The sequence below is a fragment of the Beutenbergia cavernae DSM 12333 genome (assembly GCF_000023105.1).
GTDB lineage: Bacteria > Actinomycetota > Actinomycetes > Actinomycetales > Beutenbergiaceae > Beutenbergia > Beutenbergia cavernae.
Map to the genome: position 1 here is coordinate 184,137 of NC_012669.1, position 18,913 is coordinate 203,049.

The window sequence follows — 18,913 nt, forward strand, 5'->3', positions numbered from 1 at the left end:
CACCACCACGAGAGGCCGGTCGCTTTGACCAACATCCTGTTCTTCCTCACCGACCAGCACCGCAAGGACACCCTCGGTGCGTACGGCAACGCGACTGTGCGCACGCCGAACCTGGACGCGCTCGCCGCCGACGGCACGACGTTCGACCGGTTCTACACGCCGACCGCCATCTGCACCCCGGCCCGCGCGAGCCTCCTCACCGGCGCGGCGCCGTTCCGCCACAAGCTGCTCGCGAACTACGAGCGGAACGTCGGGTACCAGGAGGAGCTCTCCGAGGGCCAGTTCACGTTCAGCGAGGACCTGGCGGAGGCCGGCTACCACCTCGGGCTCGTCGGAAAGTGGCACGTCGGCACGCACCGCACCGCCGGCGATCTCGGGTTCGACGGCCCGCACCTGCCGGGCTGGCACAACCCGGTCGACCACGCCGACTACCTCGCCTACCTCGAGGAGAACGACCTCCCGCCGTATCGCATCAGCGACGAGGTCCGCGGCACGTTCCCGAACGGCGCCCCGGGCAACCTGCTGGCCGCGCGGCTGCACCAGCCGCTGGAGGCCACGTTCGAGTACTTCCTCGCCGAGCGCGCGATCGACCTGCTCCGCACCTACGCGCGAGACCACCGCACGAGTGGCCGCCCGTTCTTCCTCGCGACGCACTTCTTCGGCCCGCACCTGCCGTACATCCTCCCGAGCGAGTACCTCGACATGTACGACGCCGACGACGTCGAGCTGCCGCTCTCGGTCGCGGAGACGTTCGCCGGCAAGCCGCCCGTCCAGGGCAACTACTCCGCGCACTGGACGTTCGACACGCTCGGCGACGAGACCTCCCGCAAGCTGATCGCCGCGTACTGGGGCTACGTCACGCTCGTCGACTCGCAGGTCGGCCGGATCCTCGACGCCGCCCGCGAGCTCGGCGTGTACGACGACGCGGCAGTGTTCTTCTCCGCCGACCACGGCGAGTTCACCGGCGCGCACCGACTGCACGACAAGGGTCCGGCGATGTACGAGGACATCTACACCATCCCCGGCATCGTCAAGCTGCCGGGCGGTGTCCCGGGCCAGCGCTCGGATCGGCTCGCGCACCTCATCGACCTGACGGCGACGATCCTCGACGTCGCCGGCCGTGACCCGGCCCGCGCCGTCGACGGCGTGCCCGTCACGCCGCTCGTGCGCGGCGAGGAGACGCCGTGGCGCGAGGACCTCGTCGCGGAGTTCCACGGCCACCACTTCCCGCACCCGCAGCGGATGCTCGTCACCGAGCGGTGGAAGCTCGTGGTCAACCCGGAGTCCGTCAACGAGCTGTACGACCTCGTCCGCGACCCCGACGAGCTGCAGAACCGCTACACGCACCCGGAGACGGCGGCGGTCCGCGCCGAGCTGCTCGGCCGCCTGTACCGCCAGCTGCGCGAGCGCGGCGACAACTTCTACCACTGGATGACGTCGATGTACCCGGTGGGCGAGAAGGACTACGACACGTCCCTCAGCATGTTCGAAGGAGCGCACCGCCCATGACCCGACTGACGACGACGGCGTCGCCCGCGTTCCGCAGGCCGGGTGGCGCCGTGTCCCGCCGCGCGATGCTCGGGCTGCTCGGTGCAGGGGCCGCGGGCCTGACCGCCGCGTGCTCCGCGTCCATCGGCGGCGGCATCGCCCCCGACCCCGCCGCGTTCTTCTCCGGCGACTACGACGGCGATCCGGTGCGCCTCGACTTCTGGAACCCGTTCACCGGCGGCGACGGACCCGCGATGGGCGCCATCGTCGACGCGTTCAACGCCGCGCACCCGCAGATCGACGTCCGGATGTCGTCCATCAACGCCGACCAGATGTACGCCAAGCTGCTCCCCGCCGTCGGTGCCGGGCAGGGCCCGGACGTGGTCGCCATGCACCTCGACCAGCTCGCGACGTTCGCCATCCGAGGCACGATCGTGTCGCTCGACGACATCGTGGAGGGCCTCGAGCTCGACGGCGCCGACTTCGTGGCGCAGGCCTGGGAGGCCACGGTCTTCCAGGATCGGCGCTTCGGCATCCCGCTCGACTTCTTCACGGCGGCGCAGTACTGGAACGTCGAGGCGTTCGACGCCGCCGGCGTCAGGGCGCCGTGGGACGGCAGCTCCTACCTGGACGTGATGGCGGGCCTGCAGGCCTCCGGCGTCGCGAACCCGTTCTGGGTGTCGCCCGCCTGGCAGACGTTCGTGGGACTCCTCGGCCAGTTCGGGGGCTCGCTGTTCGACGCGGACGGCACGACGGCGACCATGGGCTCGGACGCCGGCGTCGAGGCGCTGACGTGGATATGCGACGTCGTCGCCGACGGGTTCAGCCCCGCGGGCGTGACCGACGTCCGGCCCCCGTTCAAGAACGGCTCGTGCGTGACGATGACCGACCTGCCGGCCGCGATCCCGGACCTCACCCTCACGGCACCGGACCTCGAGTGGGGCGTCGGTCCGTTCCCGCAGGTCGGGCCGCAGCCGGGCACGTTCGCCAACTCGCACACGTTCACGATCACGCAGCAGACGCAAGCCGACGACGACGTCGCCCAGGCCGCGCAGGTGTTCGTCCACTGGGTGTCCCAGAACTCGGGTCAGTGGGCCGCCGGCGGTCTCACGCCGGCCAGCACGTCGGTGCGGGAGTCGGCGGAGTTCGCCGCGACGCCGCAGTCGGTCCTTGCGACGGAGGAGGTCTTCGCCTCCGCGGTCTTCCTCCCGCAGATCCCCTCGTCGCGCGACATCGCGGCGAACTCCTACCAGCGGGCCGTCAGCGAGGCGGTGCTGGGGCAGGCCACGCCCGCGGACGCCCTGGCGTTCGCCCAGCGGACCGCGCAGAGCCAGCTCGACGACGTCCGCCGGCTCTTCGAGTCCTGACCCCGAGTCCTCCGCGAACTCCCGCGCCCCAGGGCGCGCAACCACATGAGGTGATTCGATGGCGCAGATCCCGATCGCGATGGTGCGGTCGTCCGGGCCGACCCGCGGGAGCGACTCCCGCGGCTGGCGCGTGACCCCCTATCTCTTCGTCGCCCCCTTCCTCGCACTCTTCGTCCTGTTCGTCGTCGTCCCGATCGGCGCGGCGGCGTGGGCCAGCCTGCACGCGTGGAGCCTCGGCCTCCCGAACCAACCGTTCGTGGGGCTGGAGAACTACGCCGACCTGTTCGGCGGGACGTCGGTGCTGTCCGTCGAGTTCTGGAAGGGCATGAAGGCGACGGGGCTCTTCACGCTGCTCTCCGTGCCGCTGCTCGTGATCGTGCCGCTCGCCCTGGCGCTCCTGCTCAACCAGAAGTTCCCGGGCCGGACGTTCTTCCGCGCGGCATACTTCGCGCCGTACGTCCTCGGCGTCGCCGTCATCGGCCTGCTGTGGCACTTCCTGCTCGACCGCCAGCTCGGGCCGGTCAACCAGATCCTCCGCGCCCTCGGGCTTGGCGGTGACATCGCGTGGACGACGTCGCTCCCGGCGGGGTGGGTTGCTCTCGTCGGGGCGACGATCTGGTGGACGTGCGGGTTCAACGCCGTGATCTACCTGGCCGCTCTGCAGAACGTCCCGGAGGAGCTGTACGAGGCGGTCAAGGTCGACGGCGGCGGCGCCTGGCGGCGCTTCACCACCGTCACGCTGCCGAGCATCGCGCGGGTGCTGCAGTTCGTCGTGGCGATCACGATCATCGCGTCGGCCAACATGTACGGGCAGTCCGCGCTCATCACGCAGCAGCAGCCGGGCACCTCGACGCGCACGGCGATCGGGTTCATCGCCCAGACGGGCATCCAGGGGTTCAACATCGGCGCGTCGTCGGCGATGAGCATCATCCTCGCGCTCTCCCTCATGGTCGTCAGCGGCCTCGTCCTCCTCGCGTTCCGGAAGGTCGGTGACTCGGACTCATGAGCCAGACCGTCGCCACATCCCGCCCCACACCCACCCGCGACCAGGGCGAACGCTCCGACGCAGCGACGCCGCGCCGTCGTCGGCCACGCATCGCGCTCGGTCTGACGCTCGGCGCGCTCACGGCCGCGTTCGTCGTGCCGCTGCTGCTCATGCTCTCGACGTCGTTCAAGAGCCCGCAGGAGGCGAACTCCCTGACGTTCCGGCTGTTCCCGGAGAACCCGACGCTCTCGGCCTACTCGGAGATCCTCAACAACCCCGAGATCCCGATCCTGCGCTGGCTCGGGAACAGCCTGCTCGTCGCCGTCCTGCACTGCGTGCTCGTCGTGGTGCTGGCCGCGCTCGCCGCCTACGCGCTGGCGAAGATGGACTTCCGGTTCAAGAAGGCGATCTTCGCGGCGATCGTCGCGACGATGTTCGCGCCGGGCGTCATCTTCCTCATCCCGCACTTCCTCATCGTCAACCAGCTGGGCTGGCTCAACACGTACGCGTCGCTCGTGGTGCCGTCGGCGGCCGGGGCGTTCGGGGTGTTCTTCCTGCGGCAGTTCTTCCTCGGCGTCCACCCCTCGATCGAGGAGGCGGCGCGGATGGACGGGTGCAACCGCTGGGCGACGTTCCGCCGCATCGCCGTGCCGCTCGCGATGCCCGCGATCGCCACGCTCGCCGTCCTGGCCTTCCTCTCCAGCTGGAACGACTTCCTGTGGCCGGTGTTCGTGCTGTTCTCCTCGGAGATGCAGACGCTGCCCGCCGGCCTGGCTCAGCTGCAGGGGGAGAACGCGGCCCGGTTCGACCTCATGATGGCCGGAGCGGTCATCGCCAGCCTGCCCGTGCTCCTGGTCTACGTCTTCGCCCAGCGCTACATCATCGACGGCGTCGCCGCCGGCGGCGTCAAGGGCTGACCCTCCCACCGAGAAAGGCATCATGACCTCCATCGCCACCATCCGGATCGCGCCCCTTCCGGGCGAGGCCCGCATCGACCAGCGCATCTACGGTCACTTCCTCGAGTCCGCGTTCTTCGGCAACATCGAGGGCGGCGTGTTCGACGAGGGTTCGCCGCTCGCCGTCAACGGGCCGGGGCCGCTCGCCGGCTGCCGCCGCGACGTCATCGAGGCGTTCCGGGAGCTCGGCCTGCCCGTGGTGCGCTGGCCGGGCGGCAACTTCACGTCGCCGTACTGGTGGCAGGACGGCATCGGCCCGCGCGACGAGCGACCGCGCCGCCTCGAGCTCGCGTGGGGCTCGGAGGAGAGCAACCGCTTCGGGACGCCGGAGTTCCTCGCCTGGTGCGAGGCGGTGGGCACGACGCCGTACCTCGCGCACCACGCGCGCCAGGTCGACGACGGCGTCCGCTGGGTCGAGTACACGAACTACGCGGGCGACACGACGCTCACGCGGCAGCGCGCGGCGGACGGGCACCCGGACCCCCACGACGTCCCGATCTGGGGCCTCGGGAACGAGGTGTACGGGCCGTGGCAGATGGGGCACCGGCGCGTGGGCGACTACGTCGACGCCGCCCGCGAGCATGCGCGGTTCATGCGCGCCGTCGACCCGTCGATCGCGTTCGTGGCCGTCGGCGACACGCACGAGGACTGGAACCAGGCCGTCGTCGCCGGCCTCGGCGAGCTCGTGGACTGGGTCTCGCTGCACCTGTACGGCGCGAGCCGGCACCTCGTGGACCCGTCGGCGGAGGAGTTCGACGCCGTCGTCGCGCAGGCGGTGTTCTTCGAGCAGGAGATCGCCGCGCAGGCGCAGACGATCGGCGACACCCAGGTGGAGCACGGACTCACCCGGCCGCTGGCGATCGCGATGGACGAGTGGAACATCCGGCACCTCGAGCCGCGCGCATGGCCGGAGCCGCAGGCGGGCGACGACGGCGGCGTGGCTGCACGCGAGGAGGCGGCCTCGGCCCCGGACGGCTTCGACGTCGAGGGCTTCCCGGGCGGCCACGTGCGCGTCAACCGGTACAGCCCCCGCACGCTCGCGGACGCCCTGTTCTACGCGGGCGTCTTCCACGCGATGCACCGCACGGCTCATCAGAGCGTGCCCGTGACGATGGCGAACACGGTCAACCTTGTGAACGCGAACGGGCTCCTCGCGGTGCGGCCGGGCGGCGTCGTCCGACAGTCCACGTTCCACGTGTGGGACCTGTACCAGAACCACACCGGGCCGGTGCCGCTCGCCGCGGACGTGAGCGGACCGAGCCGCACCGCACGCGTGCGGCACGGCGACCACCGCCGCTCCGACGGGGAGTTCCGCACGTCGCCCGCCGTCGTCGGGCAGCTCGACGTCTCGGCGTCGACGAGCGAGGACGGCCGCACGCTGTACGTGACCGGGATCAACCGATCGGCGACCGACGACGTCAACGCTCAGATCGTGCTCGACGGCGTCACGCTGCCCGAGACGGCGACCGTGCGGAGGATCGGGGCCGGCGTCGACGACCTGTTCGCCGTGAACACGATGGCAGCGCCCGACGTCGTGGCGCTCAGCGCGCCGGCGTCCGTCTCCCTGGCGGGTGGGGTGCACACGTTCCCGGCGCACTCGATCAGCGTGCTGGAGATCGCGCTGGAGGGCTGAGCGGCGCCGCTCTCGGTCCGCGTGACGGGCTCCGCAGCCGGGCGGAAGGCTGTCCGAGGCTACGCGCGGGATCCGCGTGAGCCGGACGGTGCTCCGACGGCGAGGGCGAGTCCGGCGGCGACGCAGAGCGGCCGGTACAGGCGTGCGTCCAGGCGGCGGAATCGCTCGCTCGGCGACGGCAGGCGGAGCATCCGCGCGGACGTGACTCCACCGACGATCCCTCGCCCGAGCAGGCCGGCGGTGCCCGCGACCCGGGCGGCCTGGCCGAGACCGGTGCGCTGGAGCGACAGGGCGGCGAGGGCGATCAGCCCGGATCCGACGACCGCGCACGGGATCGGGCCCGGAACCTGCGGCGAGCCGACCACCGCGTCCGCGAGGTCGGCACGGGTACGTGCCGGCCAGCTCGAGCCGGCGCCCCACGCCAGGTGGGTGCCGCCGATCGCGGCGAGGGTCACGGCGGCGCCGAGGCCCGCGGCGCGACGGAGGCGTTCGTCGGGGGACATGGAGCTCATCCTGGCATCGCGGACCGTCGGACCAGCCCCCGGTAATCCGGTTCGGCTGCTCTCAGCGGACATCCTCGGCCGGCGCCGTCGTCGTCCCTGCCGGCAGCTCCCGGCCGAGGTGCAGGGCCGCGTTGACGAGCCCGACGTGGCTGAACGCCTGCGGGGTGTTGCCGAGGTGCCGGCCCGTGCGCGGGTCGTACTCCTCGCTCAGCAGGCCGACGTCGTTGCGCAGCGCCAGCAGCCGCTCGAACAGCGCGACGGCCTCGTCGCGGCGCCCGATCCCGAACAGCGCGTCCGCGAGCCAGAAGCTGCACGCCAGAAACGCGCCCTCGCGACCGGACAGCCCATCCACACCGTGGACACCGCCGTCGTCGACCGTGCGGTACCGCATCAGGAAGCCGTCCTCGGTGAGCTCTCGCTGCACGGCGTCGACGGTGCCGACGACGCGCGGGTCGTCCCACGGCAGGAAGCCGACGCGCGGGATGAGGAGCAGCGCGGCGTCGAGACCCTCGGACCCGTAGAACTGCGTGAACGTGTTGCGGCGCGCGTCGAAGCCCTGGGTGCACACGTCGTCGTGGATGCGGGCGCGCAAGGCCCGCCACTGGTCGAGCGGCCCCTCGCGGCCGCGCTCCTCGACCGCGCGGACCACGCGGTCGACGCCGGCCCACGCCATCACCCGCGAGTGCACGAACGGCCGCTGCGGGCCGCGGACCTCCCAGAGCCCGTTGTCGGGGTCCTGCCAGTGGCCCTCGAGGTAGTCGAGCAAGGCGTGCTGCAGCGCCCAGGCGTCGTGGCTCGGCGCCAGCCCGGCCTCGCGAGCGACGTGGAGGCAGTCCAGGACCTCGCCCCAGACATCGAGCTGCAGCTGGTCGGCGGCCGCGTTGCCGACACGCACCGGACTGGCCCCCTCGTAGCCGCCGAGCCAGTCGACCGTGTACTCGGGGATCCGACGTCGCCCGTCGAGCCCGTACATGATCTGGAGGTCCGCGGGGTCACCGGCGACAGCCCGCAGCAGCCACTCCCGCCAGGCTTTCGCCTCCTCGACGTACCCGGTGCCGATCATCGACTGCAGCGTGAACGCCGCGTCCCGCAACCAACAGAAGCGGTAGTCCCAGTTGCGTTCGCCGCCCAGCTCCTCCGGGAGCGACGTCGTCGCCGCGGCCACGATGCCGCCGGTCGGCGCGTACGTGAGGGCCTTGAGCGTGATGACCGACCGGCGGACCGCCTCGGACCATGGGCCGTCGTAGTCGATGCGTCCGACCCACGACGTCCAGAACTTCTCCGTGGAGCGCAGCGAGTGCTCGGCGCGGACCGGCCTCGGCGGAGCGAGGTGCGAGAGGTGGTGCGTGAGGACGAACGGGATCCGCTCGCCGGCCGCCACCTCGACACGCGCGCGGAGGTCGCCGTCGTCCCTCGTGACCTCCGCCGGGGTATGGAGGACGGCGGCATCCGGGCCGGCGATCGCCGTCGTCTCCCCGCGGCCCACGGTCACCCACGGGAGCACGCTGCCGTAGTCGAACCGAAGCCGAAGGTCCATCGTGACGGGCACGCGGCCGCGCACCCCCTCGACGATCCTCACGAGGTCGGCGGCCTCGCCGCGGGGCGGCATGAAGTCGATGACGCGGACGGTCCCGTCGGCGGTGTCCCACTCGCTCTCCAGGACGAGCGTGTCCGGACGGTAGCGCCGGCGCGTGCACGGTCCGCCGCCGGCGGGGCCGATCCGCCAGAAGCCGTTGTCGGCGTCGCCGAGCAGGGCCGCGAAGCACGCCGGGGAGTCGAAGCGAGGGACGCACAGCCAGTCGATCGAGCCGTCGCGCCCCACGAGCGCGGCGGTCTGCAGGTCTCCGACGAGGCCGTAGTCCTCGATCCGCTGCGCCATCGGAGTCACAGTAGGTCGGCGGGACACGTGGCGCTCGGCGGCACCGGGGCGCGCGGCGGCACCGGGGCGCGCGGACGTCGGGCCGCGGCCCGCGCTCGCGCGAGTAGGTTCGACCCGTGAGTCACGCCAGCACGCTCGAGGTGCTCCGCGCCGTCGCCGGTTCCGACCACGTGAGTGATCGCGCCACGGACCGGGCCCGCATGTCGCACGATGCGTCCCACTACCTCCTCACCCCCGAGGCCGTCGTGACGCCGTCGTCGGCGCCGGAGGTCGCGGCGCTGCTCGCAACGGCGCACAAGCACCACGTGCCGCTCACGTTCCGGTCCGGCGGGTCCAGCCTGTCGGGCCAGGCCGGCACGGACGGCGTGCTCGTCGACACGCGGCGCCACTTCGGCGGGGTCCAGGTGCTCGACGGCGGAGCCCGGGTCCGCGCGGAACCCGGCGCGGTGCTGCGTCGGGTCAACGCGGCGCTCGCGCCGTACCGGCGACGGCTCGGCCCCGACCCGGCGTCCGAGGGCGCGTGCACGATCGGCGGCGTCGTCGCGAACAACTCCTCGGGCATGACGAGCTCGACGACGGCGACGGCGTACCGCACCCTCGCCGGACTCGAGCTGATCCTGCCGAGCGGCACGTTCCTCGACACCGGATCGCCGGACGCGGATCGCCGCCTCGCGGCTCTCGAGCCGGACCTGCACGCCGGCCTGGGGCGCCTGCGCGACCAGCTGCGCGGCGACGCCGCACTGCGCGCGCGCATCGAGCACCAGTTCTCGATGAAGAACACGATGGGCTACGGCATCAACGCGTTCCTCGACCACACGGCGCCGTCGGGCATCCTCGCGCACCTCGTGGTGGGGTCGGAGGGGACGCTCGGCTTCGTCGCGTCGGCGACGTTCGACACGCTGCCGGTGCTGCCGCGGGTGGCCACGGCGCTGCTCGTGTTCGCGTCGCTGGACGCGGCGATCGACGCGCTGCCGGCCCTCGTGGCCGCCGGCGCGAACGCCGTCGAGCTCATGGACGCGACGTCCTTGCGGGTCGCGCAGGCGGACCCCTTGGCCCCGGCGCTCATCCGCGGGCTGCGCGTCGAGCACCAGACGGCGCTGCTGGTCGAGGTGGCGGCCGCTGACGACGCCGCGCTCGCCCACGTGAGCGACGCCGTCGGCGCCGTCATCGCCACGCTCCCGCTCGCCGTCCCCGGCGCGCTCTCCTCGGACGCGGCGGAGCGGGCGGCCGCGTGGCACGTGCGCAAGGGCCTGTACGCGACGGTCGCTGGCGCGCGGCCGCAGGGGACGACGGCGCTGCTCGAGGATGTCGTGGTGCCGCCGGCCGCGCTCGGGCCCGCCGTGCGCGAGCTGCAGGGACTGTTCGAGCGGTACGACTACGCCGACGCCGTCATCTTCGGCCACGCACGCGACGCGAACCTCCACTTCATGATCACGCCGCGCCTCGACGACGCCGGCCAGCTCGACGCGTACGCGGCGTTCACCGAGGACCTCGTGGACCTCGTGCTCGGCGCCGACGGCTCGCTCAAGGCGGAGCACGGCACGGGCCGCATCATGGCGCCGTACGTGCGACGCCAGTACGGCGACGAGCTGTACGCCGTCATGCGCGAGGTCAAGGCCCTGTGCGACCCGCACGGGATCCTCGCCCCCGGCGTGCTGCTCGACGACGACCCGCAGGCGCACCTGCGGCACCTCAAGTCCGTGCCCGCCGTCGACCCCGCGCTCGACAGGTGCGTCGACTGCGGCTACTGCGAGCCGGTGTGCCCCTCGCGCAACACGACGACGACGCCGCGGCAACGCATCGCGCTGCTGCGGGAGATCGCCGTCGCCCCGCCGCGGCTGCGCGATGAGCTCGAGCGCGACTACGCCTACGAGGCCGTGCAGACGTGTGCCGCCGACTCCCTGTGCGTCGTCGCGTGCCCGGTCAACATCGACACCGGGCTGGCGATGAAGGCGCGTCGGGCGCAGGGCCTGCCCGCGCCGGCGCAGCGGGCCGGCGCGGTGGCCGCCGACCACTGGGGAGTGGGACTGGGTGCGGCGCGGGCCGGGCTCGGGGTCGCGTCGGTGGTGCCGGGACCGGTGCTCTCCGGGGTGACGACGGCGGCCCGTGCGCTGCTCGGCTCGGAGTGGGTCCCGCACGCCGACGGCGCGCTGCCGGGCCCCGGCCGCCCCCGCCCGAGCGCCTTCACGTCGCGAGTGCGGGGTGAACGCGCGAGTGCGGGCCGGCACGCACCGCACTCGGACGCTGACCCCGCACTCGGCGGCGAGCACGACGTCGTGTTCTTCCCGGCGTGCATCGGCGAGCTGTTCGCGCCGGAGCGGGACGCGTCCGGGGCACCCGGAGAGGGGGCGACGACGGCGTTCCTCGCGCTCGCGGAGCGCGCGGGCCTGCGGGTGGCGATCGCCGAGCAGACGCCCGACCTGTGCTGCGGCACGCCGTGGGCGTCGAAGGGTCTCACCGCCGGCGCCGACCTCATGGCCCAGAAGCTGTTCGCCGCGCTGTGGCCGCTCACGGACGGCGGCCGCCTTCCCGTGGTGGCGGACGCGTCGTCGTGCACGCACGGTATCCACGGGCTGGCGTCGCACCTGCCGGAGCCCGATGCGGAACGCTGGTCTCGGGTGCGGGTGGTCGACGCCGTCGCGTACGCGCGCGCGGAACTACTGCCACGGCTGGGTGCCGTCGCCGACGAGCGATTGCTCGACCGGCTCGTGCTGCACCCGACGTGCGCGAGCGTGCACCTCGGGGAGGTCGACGACCTGGCGGCGCTCGGCGGCGCCGTCGCCCGTGAGGCGGTGGTTCCCGAGAACTGGGGCTGCTGCGGGTTCGCCGGCGACCGCGGGCTGCTGCACCCGGAGCTCACGCGCGGGGCGACGGAGGCCGAGGCAGGCACGGTCGCGGCGCTCGGGCGGGCCGACGCGTACGCGTCGTGCAACCGCACGTGCGAGCTGGGGATGACGCGGGCGACCGGAAAGCCGTACCGGCACGTGCTCGAGCTGCTCGAGGAGGCCACCCGGCCCTGAGCCGGGGAGCCTCTCGTTACGGCGTGACGGTCAGCGAGACCTCCGCCACGAGGGGCTGGCCGGCGAACGGCGGCTCGTGGATCGCAGGGTCCGGCGTTCCGGCACGCCGAGGCGTCGCAATCGGTCGCCCGCACCGGCACGCAGGCGGCCGATCGCGACGTCTCGAGGAGGCCGCCCGGCCCTGAGCGTGGCGCCGCCCGTCCCGAACGACCACGGCGACCACGTTCCGAGGGACCGCGGATCAGGCGTGGCGCCGCCGCCCGACCAGGAAGTACGACGCCGGCCCCACCCAGTTCACGGCGATGATCGCCGCCCACAGCGGCTTCGGACCGCGGACGTCCTGCGCCTCCCGCCGCGCGAGGTCGCGCCAGGCCGCCACGGCGAGGGCGATCTGCACGGCCGCGAGCGTGACGACGCCGGCCCGGCGGGAGGGCTCGAGGTCCTGCCACTTCATCTGCTCGGCCATTCTCCAGGGTAGATCCACAGGTCCATGGCGGCCTAGCGTGGGTGGGGGGCACCGACTGACCGGAGGCCGGACATGGTCGAGCTCACGACGGACGCCGTGTGGCGGGTGCTGGCGAAGCAGAACTTCATGGTGATCGGGATGATCTCGGCCCGCGGTCAGGCGCGGACCGTCGGCGTCATGCCCCTCGTGCTCGAGCGGACGCTGTGGTTCACGACCAACACCCAGGAGTGGCACGCGAAGCACCTGGCTGCGAACCCGGAGGTCTCGGTCACCGTCGCCATCCCCAAGCGCGTGCCGTTCGTGCCGTGGATCAAGATCCCTGCCGCGACGATCACGTTCTCGGGTGTCGCGGAGATCTTGCCCGCCGCGCAGATGCCGCGCGAGGCCCGGGAGAAGCTGGTGCGCGGGCTCGAGCTGGGCGGCGACGAGCGAGGCGCCCTGATCGGCGTCGGCGTGCGCCCGACCAGCGACTTCGTCACCTACGGCGTCGGCGTCTCCGTGCTCGGGATGCGTGACACCGAAAAGGCGCGGGGTCGGGCGCCGTCCGGCTGAGTGCCTCGCCGCCGCCGCCGTCAGCCCTCCAGGCGCCGGACGGCGATCCGCGGCCTCCTGCCCCGCGTGGTGACGACGGCGACGGCGCGCGTGAGCGGCCGGTGCGAGCGGAAAACCCGGTAGGCACCCGCGCCCGGGGCGAGGTCCGTCGTCGTCCACGGTCCGACGGGGCCGGTGACGCGGACGTCGACGGCCTCGTTCTCGAGGTTGACGACGTGCACGCCGAGGCGGTGCGTGCCGTCGAGCGCCGTCCAGGCGTGCGCTGACGCCGCCGCTGCGACGCGCGACCCCGCCAGCTGCGTGACGTCGACGGTCGTCACCTCGACCGTCAGGTCGCCGTCGTGCTCCACCCGCAGCAGGTGGTGCGCGAGCGCGCCGAGGTAGACACGGCCCGACGGCGTCAGGCTCGCGGACCGTTCGCTGCCCCACGAGATGTGCACGCGCACGTCGCCGCGAGTCAGCGAGAAGCCGGACGCCGTCGTCGACGCCGCCGTGCCCCGTGCCGGACGGGTGCCGTCGGCGAACTCGAGGACGTCGTCGTCGCGCACGAGCAGCGGCACGAGCTCGCTCGCCGCGTCGCCGGCGCTCACGGATCGGACGACGCCGTCGTGCCGGTGCGTCACGTCCGTGGTGACTTTCCCGACGTGCGCGACGTAGCGCCCGGTGAAGACGCCGGAGACGCCGCCGAGGTCCTCCGGCGCGATCACCGGAGCGGTCGCGTCCTCGCCGTCGTGGAACGTCGAGCTGACGATGTTCGTCTGCGCGACGGCGACGCCCGACGCCGTCAGCGTCGTCCAGTGGTCGTCCGCGGCGTTGTTGAACGACGCGATGACGCTGCCCGCGGCCGGGTGCCAGAACAGGCCCGGGCCGGAGCGCACCCGGGCGTTGCCACGGTTCCCGAGCAGCGTCGCGAGGTAGTAGCCGGGGCGTCGTACGAACAGCAGCTGCTGGTCGATCGTGCCCGTGCGGTACTCGGTGAAGACCGGCTCCGCGACGGGACGCAGCGCGGCGACGACGTCGTCCCGCTCCGCCGCCGTGACGTTGTCCGGCGCCTGCGGCACGTGGGCGTAGAGCCGCGGCGACGTGTCGCCCTTGGCCCGGGGCTCCACCGGGGCGGTCTCGGCAGCCCAGGCCGCGCGCGCCGCAGCCTTCGCCTCCGACGACGCGTGGAACGCCGCCAGGAGCGGGACCTCCGGCACGAAGACGCGGCCGAGCGCGGCGCGGTCCTTGTCGTCGTCCGGCGTGATGGTGAGCACCGACGTGGAGTTGCGCATGCTCGCCGCCCCGAGGTGCACGAAGCCCGGCGCGTTCGGTTCGGGCAGCACCACGTACTGCGCGAAGTCCGCCCAGCGGCGCACGTGCTCGACGAGCAGCGGGTTCCCGGTCTGCTCGTACAGGTCGCCGACGTCGGGCAGTGCCACCGCGAAGTTGTAGCCGTGGTCGTACCCGAGCGGCTCGTGGAAGTACCCGGCCGGCGCCTGGGCCGCCTCCACGAGGAGCTCGATGCGGTCCGCCAGGTCGGCGGCGATCCCCGGGTCCCCGGTGACGGTCGCGGCGTGCCCGACGCCGGCGAGCCCCCCGACGAGCTGGTTGTGCAGCTGGAGGGGCAGGTTCCAGTGGTCGAGGTCGAGGTCCATGAGCCACACCGCCGCGGCGCGCATGGCGGTGTCGATCTCGGCCAGCCGGGCGGGGAGCAGCCCGGCGGAGTCGAGGTCCCGGTACGTGTGCGCGAGAGACACGAGCCCGAAACCGGTGGTCGCGAGCGACTCCGACTCGTACGTGACCGGCCAGGCGCCGCGCGGGCCCTGGAGCGAGAGGTAGTACCCGAGTGCCGCGTCGAGTCGTCCGGTGAGGTTGGCGTCGAGGTAGTACGGGTTCCACGGCCGGTCGTGGGTGAGGAACCAGGCGAGCGTGGCGACGTGCTCCATGATCCGGGAGTTGATCGGGTCGTTCGGGGTGCGCCACCACCCGTCCTCCATCCACCCGTACAGCTCGGGGTCGTCGTCGACCACGCTGTTCGCGAGCGGCGCGAGGATCATGAGATAGCTCGCGAAGACCTGCTCGTGCGGGTCGAACTGGGTGCGGTCGGGGGCTCCGGCAGGAAGCGGGTCGACCAGCGGCAGGACCGTCCCTTCGGACGTCGCCGCGGCCGGACCGGCGCCGGCGATCCCCGCGGCGCCGAACGCGGCGATCGTCGCCGCACCGATCCCCAGCAGCCCCCGCCTGCTGATCGGCGGGAGCGCCGGGCGGAGGGGCGACGGGCTCTCGTGACTCTCGGACACCTGGCTCGTTCTCACATCGACTCCTTCGTCGTGGGCCGACTCCGCAGCCCGCGGACCATGTGAACTGCGCCGTGCGCTGATGCGCCGGCGTTGACGTGACGTTGCGTCATCGCAGACGTCGACCCGCCTTCTCCTTTCGTCAGTGGGTGGATCGGCGCTCAGCCGACGAGCTCCTCGGCGGGCACGTCGACGGCGAGCAGGGGCCGGTCGGTGGGCGGGCGCCCGAAGTCAGGCACCGGCAGGCGGTCGCCGCCGGCGAGGCTCGAGGCGTGCGCGACGATCCCGGGCGCCGCGTACGCCGCCGCCTCCCACACGTTGACCGGCGGCACGGTCCGCGTCACGACGGCGCGCACGAAGTCGTCGGCGAGGAAGTGGTGCGAGCCGAGGTGCCCGTTGCGCAGCCGCGCGTAGGCCTGGGGGAGCCGGTGCACCGGGTGCACAGCGGAGTAGCGGCTCGAGAAGTCCTCCCGCAGCACCTCGTGCAGCCCGGCGTGCTCGGCGGCGACGTCGCCGGGCGAGCCCGCTGCGGCGGCCCCCGCGGCGCCGTCGTCGGCCGTGTCCTCCACGTGCTTCGCGCACGCGAGCAGCCCCGTCACGTCCGTCGGCCCGCCGTCGCGATCGACCCACACCTGGCTCCCGGCGTTCTCCTCGAACGACGCCCGCGTGCCATAGATCGTCAGCGGGTTCCCGCCGTGGGTCCCGCGCCAGCCGATCCGGCGGAACTCGTTGACGCGGAGCATGCCGCCGTCGTCGGTCCGCATGAGGGCCGTCTGGTTCGAGTACGGGTTGTCCCACTCGTTCGCGCCGACCCCGAACACGCCGTCCTCCTCCACGTCGGCGTAGCCCAGGCAGCTCACGTCGGTGACGCGTGCGCCGGTGACGCCGAGCACCGCACCCGTGGAGTGCGTCGGGTAGAGCATCGGCGGGTAGCCCGCCACGCGGCGCCACTGCTCGCCGCCCGAGTGCTGGAACGCGGCGTAGAAGCCGTGCGCCATGTCGTGCAGGTAGTTGCCCTCGGCGTACACGAACGCGCCGAAGTCGCCGCGCGCGTACCGGTCCCGGCAGTAGATCGTGTGCGGGTAGTAGTAGGAGGTCTCGCCGCTCGCGTAGACCAGGCCGGTCCGTTCGACGGCGCTGACGATCCGCCCGACGTCGTCCAGCGAGGACGCGATCGGCACCGCGCAGTACGTGTGCTTCCCGGCGTCGAGCGCCTCGAGCGTGAGGGGTCCGTGCAGGTGGCGCTGCGCGAAGATCGCGACGGCGTCGACGTCCGAGGCGCACAGCTCGGCGTGCGATCCCACCGTCTCGACCAGCCCGTGCCGCTGCGCCACCTCGGCGAGCCGTTCGGGCACGAGGTCCGCGAGCACGACGCGCTCCACGAGCGGATGCTGCGCGAAGAGCGGGATGAACGCCTCGGCGAACATCCCCGCCCCGCTGATCCCGATGCTGATCACGTCATGCTCCCTGTGCCTCGGTGCTCACGTCCCGGACCTCCATCCTGGCCTCACCCTCCGGCGCGTCACACGGCCAGGCGCCGGACGGCGACGCGCGGGAGGCCGCCGTCGCGCGTCGTGACGACGGCGACCACCGAGCGCACCGGCACGCGCGCCTCGCGCAGGTCGTACACGGAGGAACCCGGTGCGACGTCGCGGTACGTGACGGCGCCCGCTGCCGAGACGAGCCGCACGTCCACCGCGACGTCGTCCGTGTTCACGACGTGCGTGGCGAGCTGTCCACGCCCGCCGCGGCCGGGCGTCACCTGCGCAGCCGCACCGAACGAGACCCGGCCGTCGGCGTGAGCGAGGTCGACGGCCGTGACCTCGGTGGTGATCGAGCCGGCGTGCGCGACGGTGAGGACGTGGTGCCGGCGCGAGGCGTCGGCGAAGAACGTCCGGTCCGTCGCCGTCAGCGTCACCGGGAGCTCCTCGCCCCAGCCGATCACGAACCGGGTCCCGCCGCGGGTGAGCGTGAGGCTCGACGCCGTCGCGCTCGCCGTCGTCCCGGGCGTCACCGACGTCCCGTCCGAGAAGGCCAGCACGTCGTCGGCGCGGACGACGAGCGGGATCTGCTCGGTCGCCGGCCCGCCCGCGTCGACCGAGCGGCGGATCCCGCCGGGCCAGTGCGCGACGTCGGTGGTGATCACGCCGTCGGCGGTCACGTACCGCGTGGTGAAGACGCCCTCGTGCGCGTGCAGGTCGGGCCGCGCGATCGGCTCGCCGGTCGCGTCCGGACCCTCGTGGTGCGTGGCGACGACGGCGCTCAGCGCCGACGAGACGCCGGCCGCCGTGATCGTGGTCCAGGCGTCGTCGGCGACGTTGTTCCCCGCGGCGACGACCGTTCCGGCCGCCGGGTGCCACAGGTGCGCGGTGCCCGTGCGCTGCCGTGCGTACGGGCGGACCCCGTACATGGCGGCGAGGTAGTACCCGGGCCGTCGAGCGAACACGAAGTGCTGGTCGAGCGTCCCCTCGCGCACCTGGGTGAAGGTGGCGGCTCGCAGGTACGGCAGCTGCGCGACCTGCGCGTCCCGCTCGGCCGCGCTCACCCCGTCCGGCGCGAGCGGCACGTGCATGTAGAGCCGCGCCGAGCTGTCCTGCTTCTCGCGCGGCTCGACGGGGTCGGGCGACGCCGTCCACGCGGCACGTGAGGCGACCTTCTCCTCCGCCGTGGCGTAGAAGGACCCGAGGGCCGGGACGAGGGGGAGGAAGACACGGCCGAGCGCGCCGCGGTCGAGGTCGTCCACCGGAGACGTCTCGAACGCAGCCGACGCGTTGCGGGCGCTGAACGCCCCGACGTAGAAGCCGCGCGTCTCGCCCGGTTCCAGGACGACGACGTACCCGAACCACTCGGCCCAGCGCCGCGTCAGCTCCACGACCGACGGGTCCTGCGTCTGCTCGTAGATGTGCCCGAGGTCCGGCAGCATCACCGTGAAGTTGTAGCCGGCGTCGTAGGAGCGCGGCTCGTTGAAGAACCCGGCCGGCGCCTGGCCGTGCTCGAGCAGCAGCGCGCACCGGTCGGCGAGCGACGCCGCGATGTCCGGGTCGGCGAGCACCGCCGACGCCTGGGCGACGCCTGCCAGCCCGGCGACCACCTGGTTCACGAACTGCACCGGGAACGTCCAGTGCGGCCGCGACGTGTCGACGAGCCACGCGGAGCTGGCCCGGATCGCCGCCTCGATCTCCGCACGGCGCTCCGGCAGGGCGTTCGTGGCGAGCAGGTCCCGGAGCGCCGCCGAGAGCGCGACGGTGCCGAACCCCGTCGGCGCGAGGCCGTGCTCGTCCCACCGGTACTCCGGCCAGGAGCCGTCGTCGTGCTGGATCTTCAGGTAGTAGGTCAGGGCGGCGTCCAGGCGCCCCAGCAGGTTCGCGTCGAGGTAGTACGGGTTCCACTCGCGCTGGTGGGCGTAGAACCACGACAGCGTGGCGACGTGCTCCATGATGCGCGCGTTGAACGGCTCGTTCGGGAGGCGCTGCCACCCGTCCTCCATCCACCCGAACAGCTCCTCGTCGTCGTCGATCACGCTGTTCGCGAGCGGCGCGAGGATCATCAGGTAGGCGGCGAACACCTGCTCGTTGGGGGCGAACAGGGTGCGGTCGGGCTCGCCGTCGGGCAGCGCCGCCACGAGGGGCAGCACCGTGCCCTCCGACGTCGCGAACGCGGACGGGGCCGCGAGGCCCTGGGCGGCGAACGTCGCCAGGGAGGCGGCGCCCACTCCACCGAGGAAGCCGCGGCGGCTGAGGGGCGGGAGGGCGACGGCGGCGCGTGAGGTCGAGCTGGTCATCGGT

At 73.0% G+C, this 18,913-nt stretch carries 13 protein-coding genes; 7 read left to right on the forward strand and 6 right to left on the reverse strand.

Features of this window, described 5'->3' with window-relative positions; genetic code table 11:
• Positions 1 to 24: 24 nt before the first annotated feature.
• The 5 genes from BCAV_RS00890 to BCAV_RS00910 are packed head-to-tail and all read left to right on the forward strand — an operon-like array spanning position 25 to position 6,429.
• The gene (locus BCAV_RS00890) at positions 25 to 1,509 is read left to right on the forward strand and encodes a sulfatase family protein (RefSeq protein WP_043346370.1); all 1,485 of its coding nucleotides are present in this window, start codon (positions 25 to 27) and stop codon (positions 1,507 to 1,509) included.
• Positions 1,506 to 2,855: an extracellular solute-binding protein gene (locus BCAV_RS00895; protein WP_012725223.1), complete on the forward strand. Its 1,350-nt coding sequence runs from the start codon at positions 1,506 to 1,508 to the stop codon at positions 2,853 to 2,855. The genes BCAV_RS00890 and BCAV_RS00895 overlap by 4 nt, the downstream gene beginning before the upstream one ends.
• A gap of 58 nt (positions 2,856 to 2,913) precedes the next feature.
• A complete protein-coding gene (locus BCAV_RS00900; protein ID WP_012725224.1) occupies positions 2,914 to 3,861 on the forward strand; it encodes a carbohydrate ABC transporter permease in 948 nt (315 codons plus the stop codon).
• A complete protein-coding gene (locus BCAV_RS00905; protein ID WP_012725225.1) occupies positions 3,858 to 4,757 on the forward strand; it encodes a carbohydrate ABC transporter permease in 900 nt (299 codons plus the stop codon). The genes BCAV_RS00900 and BCAV_RS00905 overlap by 4 nt, the downstream gene beginning before the upstream one ends.
• Before the next feature lie 22 nt (positions 4,758 to 4,779).
• Positions 4,780 to 6,429, forward strand: coding sequence for an alpha-L-arabinofuranosidase C-terminal domain-containing protein (locus BCAV_RS00910; RefSeq protein ID WP_012725226.1), 1,650 nt, complete (start codon positions 4,780 to 4,782; stop codon positions 6,427 to 6,429).
• Between the two features lie 59 nt (positions 6,430 to 6,488).
• Here BCAV_RS00910 and BCAV_RS00915 read toward each other — a convergent pair whose 3' ends face one another.
• Both BCAV_RS00915 and BCAV_RS00920 read right to left on the reverse strand, forming a co-directional pair.
• A complete protein-coding gene (locus BCAV_RS00915; RefSeq protein WP_012725227.1) occupies positions 6,489 to 6,932 on the reverse strand; it encodes a DUF3995 domain-containing protein in 444 nt (147 codons plus the stop codon).
• Between the two features lie 61 nt (positions 6,933 to 6,993).
• Complete coding sequence (locus BCAV_RS00920) at positions 6,994 to 8,811, reverse strand: glycoside hydrolase family 15 protein (protein ID WP_012725228.1); 1,818 nt, start codon at positions 8,809 to 8,811, stop codon at positions 6,994 to 6,996.
• A 116-nt stretch (positions 8,812 to 8,927) separates the two neighbouring features.
• Between BCAV_RS00920 and BCAV_RS00925 the strand changes: the two genes are divergently transcribed.
• On the forward strand, positions 8,928 to 11,831 hold the full coding sequence (locus BCAV_RS00925; protein ID WP_012725229.1) for an FAD-binding and (Fe-S)-binding domain-containing protein: 2,904 nt from the start codon (positions 8,928 to 8,930) through the stop codon (positions 11,829 to 11,831).
• A 241-nt stretch (positions 11,832 to 12,072) separates the two neighbouring features.
• On the opposite strand, the gene BCAV_RS00930 is transcribed toward BCAV_RS00925, so the two are convergent.
• Positions 12,073 to 12,297, reverse strand: a complete 225-nt coding sequence (locus tag BCAV_RS00930) for a PLD nuclease N-terminal domain-containing protein (RefSeq protein ID WP_012725230.1) — start codon at positions 12,295 to 12,297, stop codon at positions 12,073 to 12,075.
• Positions 12,298 to 12,369: 72 nt separating this feature from the next.
• On the opposite strand from BCAV_RS00930, the gene BCAV_RS00935 reads away from it, so the two are divergent.
• Positions 12,370 to 12,849 carry a pyridoxamine 5'-phosphate oxidase family protein gene (locus BCAV_RS00935; RefSeq protein ID WP_012725231.1) on the forward strand — a complete coding sequence of 160 codons (480 nt, stop codon included), beginning with the start codon at positions 12,370 to 12,372 and terminating at the stop codon, positions 12,847 to 12,849.
• 20 nt (positions 12,850 to 12,869) lie between these two features.
• Here the strand turns inward: BCAV_RS00935 and BCAV_RS00940 are convergent, their stop codons facing one another.
• The 3 genes from BCAV_RS00940 to BCAV_RS00950 all read right to left on the reverse strand — a co-directional run bounded on the left by BCAV_RS00940 (position 12,870) and on the right by BCAV_RS00950 (position 18,909).
• Positions 12,870 to 15,131 carry a hypothetical protein gene (locus BCAV_RS00940; RefSeq protein WP_050761538.1) on the reverse strand — a complete coding sequence of 754 codons (2,262 nt, stop codon included), beginning with the start codon at positions 15,129 to 15,131 and terminating at the stop codon, positions 12,870 to 12,872.
• A gap of 158 nt (positions 15,132 to 15,289) precedes the next feature.
• Positions 15,290 to 16,585 (reverse strand): Gfo/Idh/MocA family protein, encoded by a 1,296-nt coding sequence (locus tag BCAV_RS00945; RefSeq protein WP_012725233.1) that lies wholly within the window; start codon positions 16,583 to 16,585, stop codon positions 15,290 to 15,292.
• Between the two features lie 65 nt (positions 16,586 to 16,650).
• Entirely contained in the window at positions 16,651 to 18,909 is a 2,259-nt protein-coding gene (locus tag BCAV_RS00950; protein WP_012725234.1) for a hypothetical protein, read from the reverse strand.
• Between the last annotated feature and the right edge of the window lie 4 nt (positions 18,910 to 18,913).

What these genes read in the sequence shown, in the direction of transcription:
- BCAV_RS00895 (WP_012725223.1), top strand. Translation starts at nt 1,506, where the DNA reads ATGACCCGACTGACGACGACGGCGTCGCCCGCGTTCCGCAGGCCGGGT.
- BCAV_RS00900 (WP_012725224.1), top strand. Translation starts at nt 2,914, where the DNA reads ATGGCGCAGATCCCGATCGCGATGGTGCGGTCGTCCGGGCCGACCCGC.
- BCAV_RS00905 (WP_012725225.1), top strand. Translation starts at nt 3,858, where the DNA reads ATGAGCCAGACCGTCGCCACATCCCGCCCCACACCCACCCGCGACCAG.
- BCAV_RS00910 (WP_012725226.1), top strand. Translation starts at nt 4,780, where the DNA reads ATGACCTCCATCGCCACCATCCGGATCGCGCCCCTTCCGGGCGAGGCC.
- BCAV_RS00915 (WP_012725227.1), bottom strand. Translation starts at nt 6,932, where the DNA reads ATGTCCCCCGACGAACGCCTCCGTCGCGCCGCGGGCCTCGGCGCCGCC.
- BCAV_RS00920 (WP_012725228.1), bottom strand. Translation starts at nt 8,811, where the DNA reads ATGGCGCAGCGGATCGAGGACTACGGCCTCGTCGGAGACCTGCAGACC.
- BCAV_RS00930 (WP_012725230.1), bottom strand. Translation starts at nt 12,297, where the DNA reads ATGGCCGAGCAGATGAAGTGGCAGGACCTCGAGCCCTCCCGCCGGGCC.
- BCAV_RS00935 (WP_012725231.1), top strand. Translation starts at nt 12,370, where the DNA reads ATGGTCGAGCTCACGACGGACGCCGTGTGGCGGGTGCTGGCGAAGCAG.
- BCAV_RS00950 (WP_012725234.1), bottom strand. Translation starts at nt 18,909, where the DNA reads ATGACCAGCTCGACCTCACGCGCCGCCGTCGCCCTCCCGCCCCTCAGC.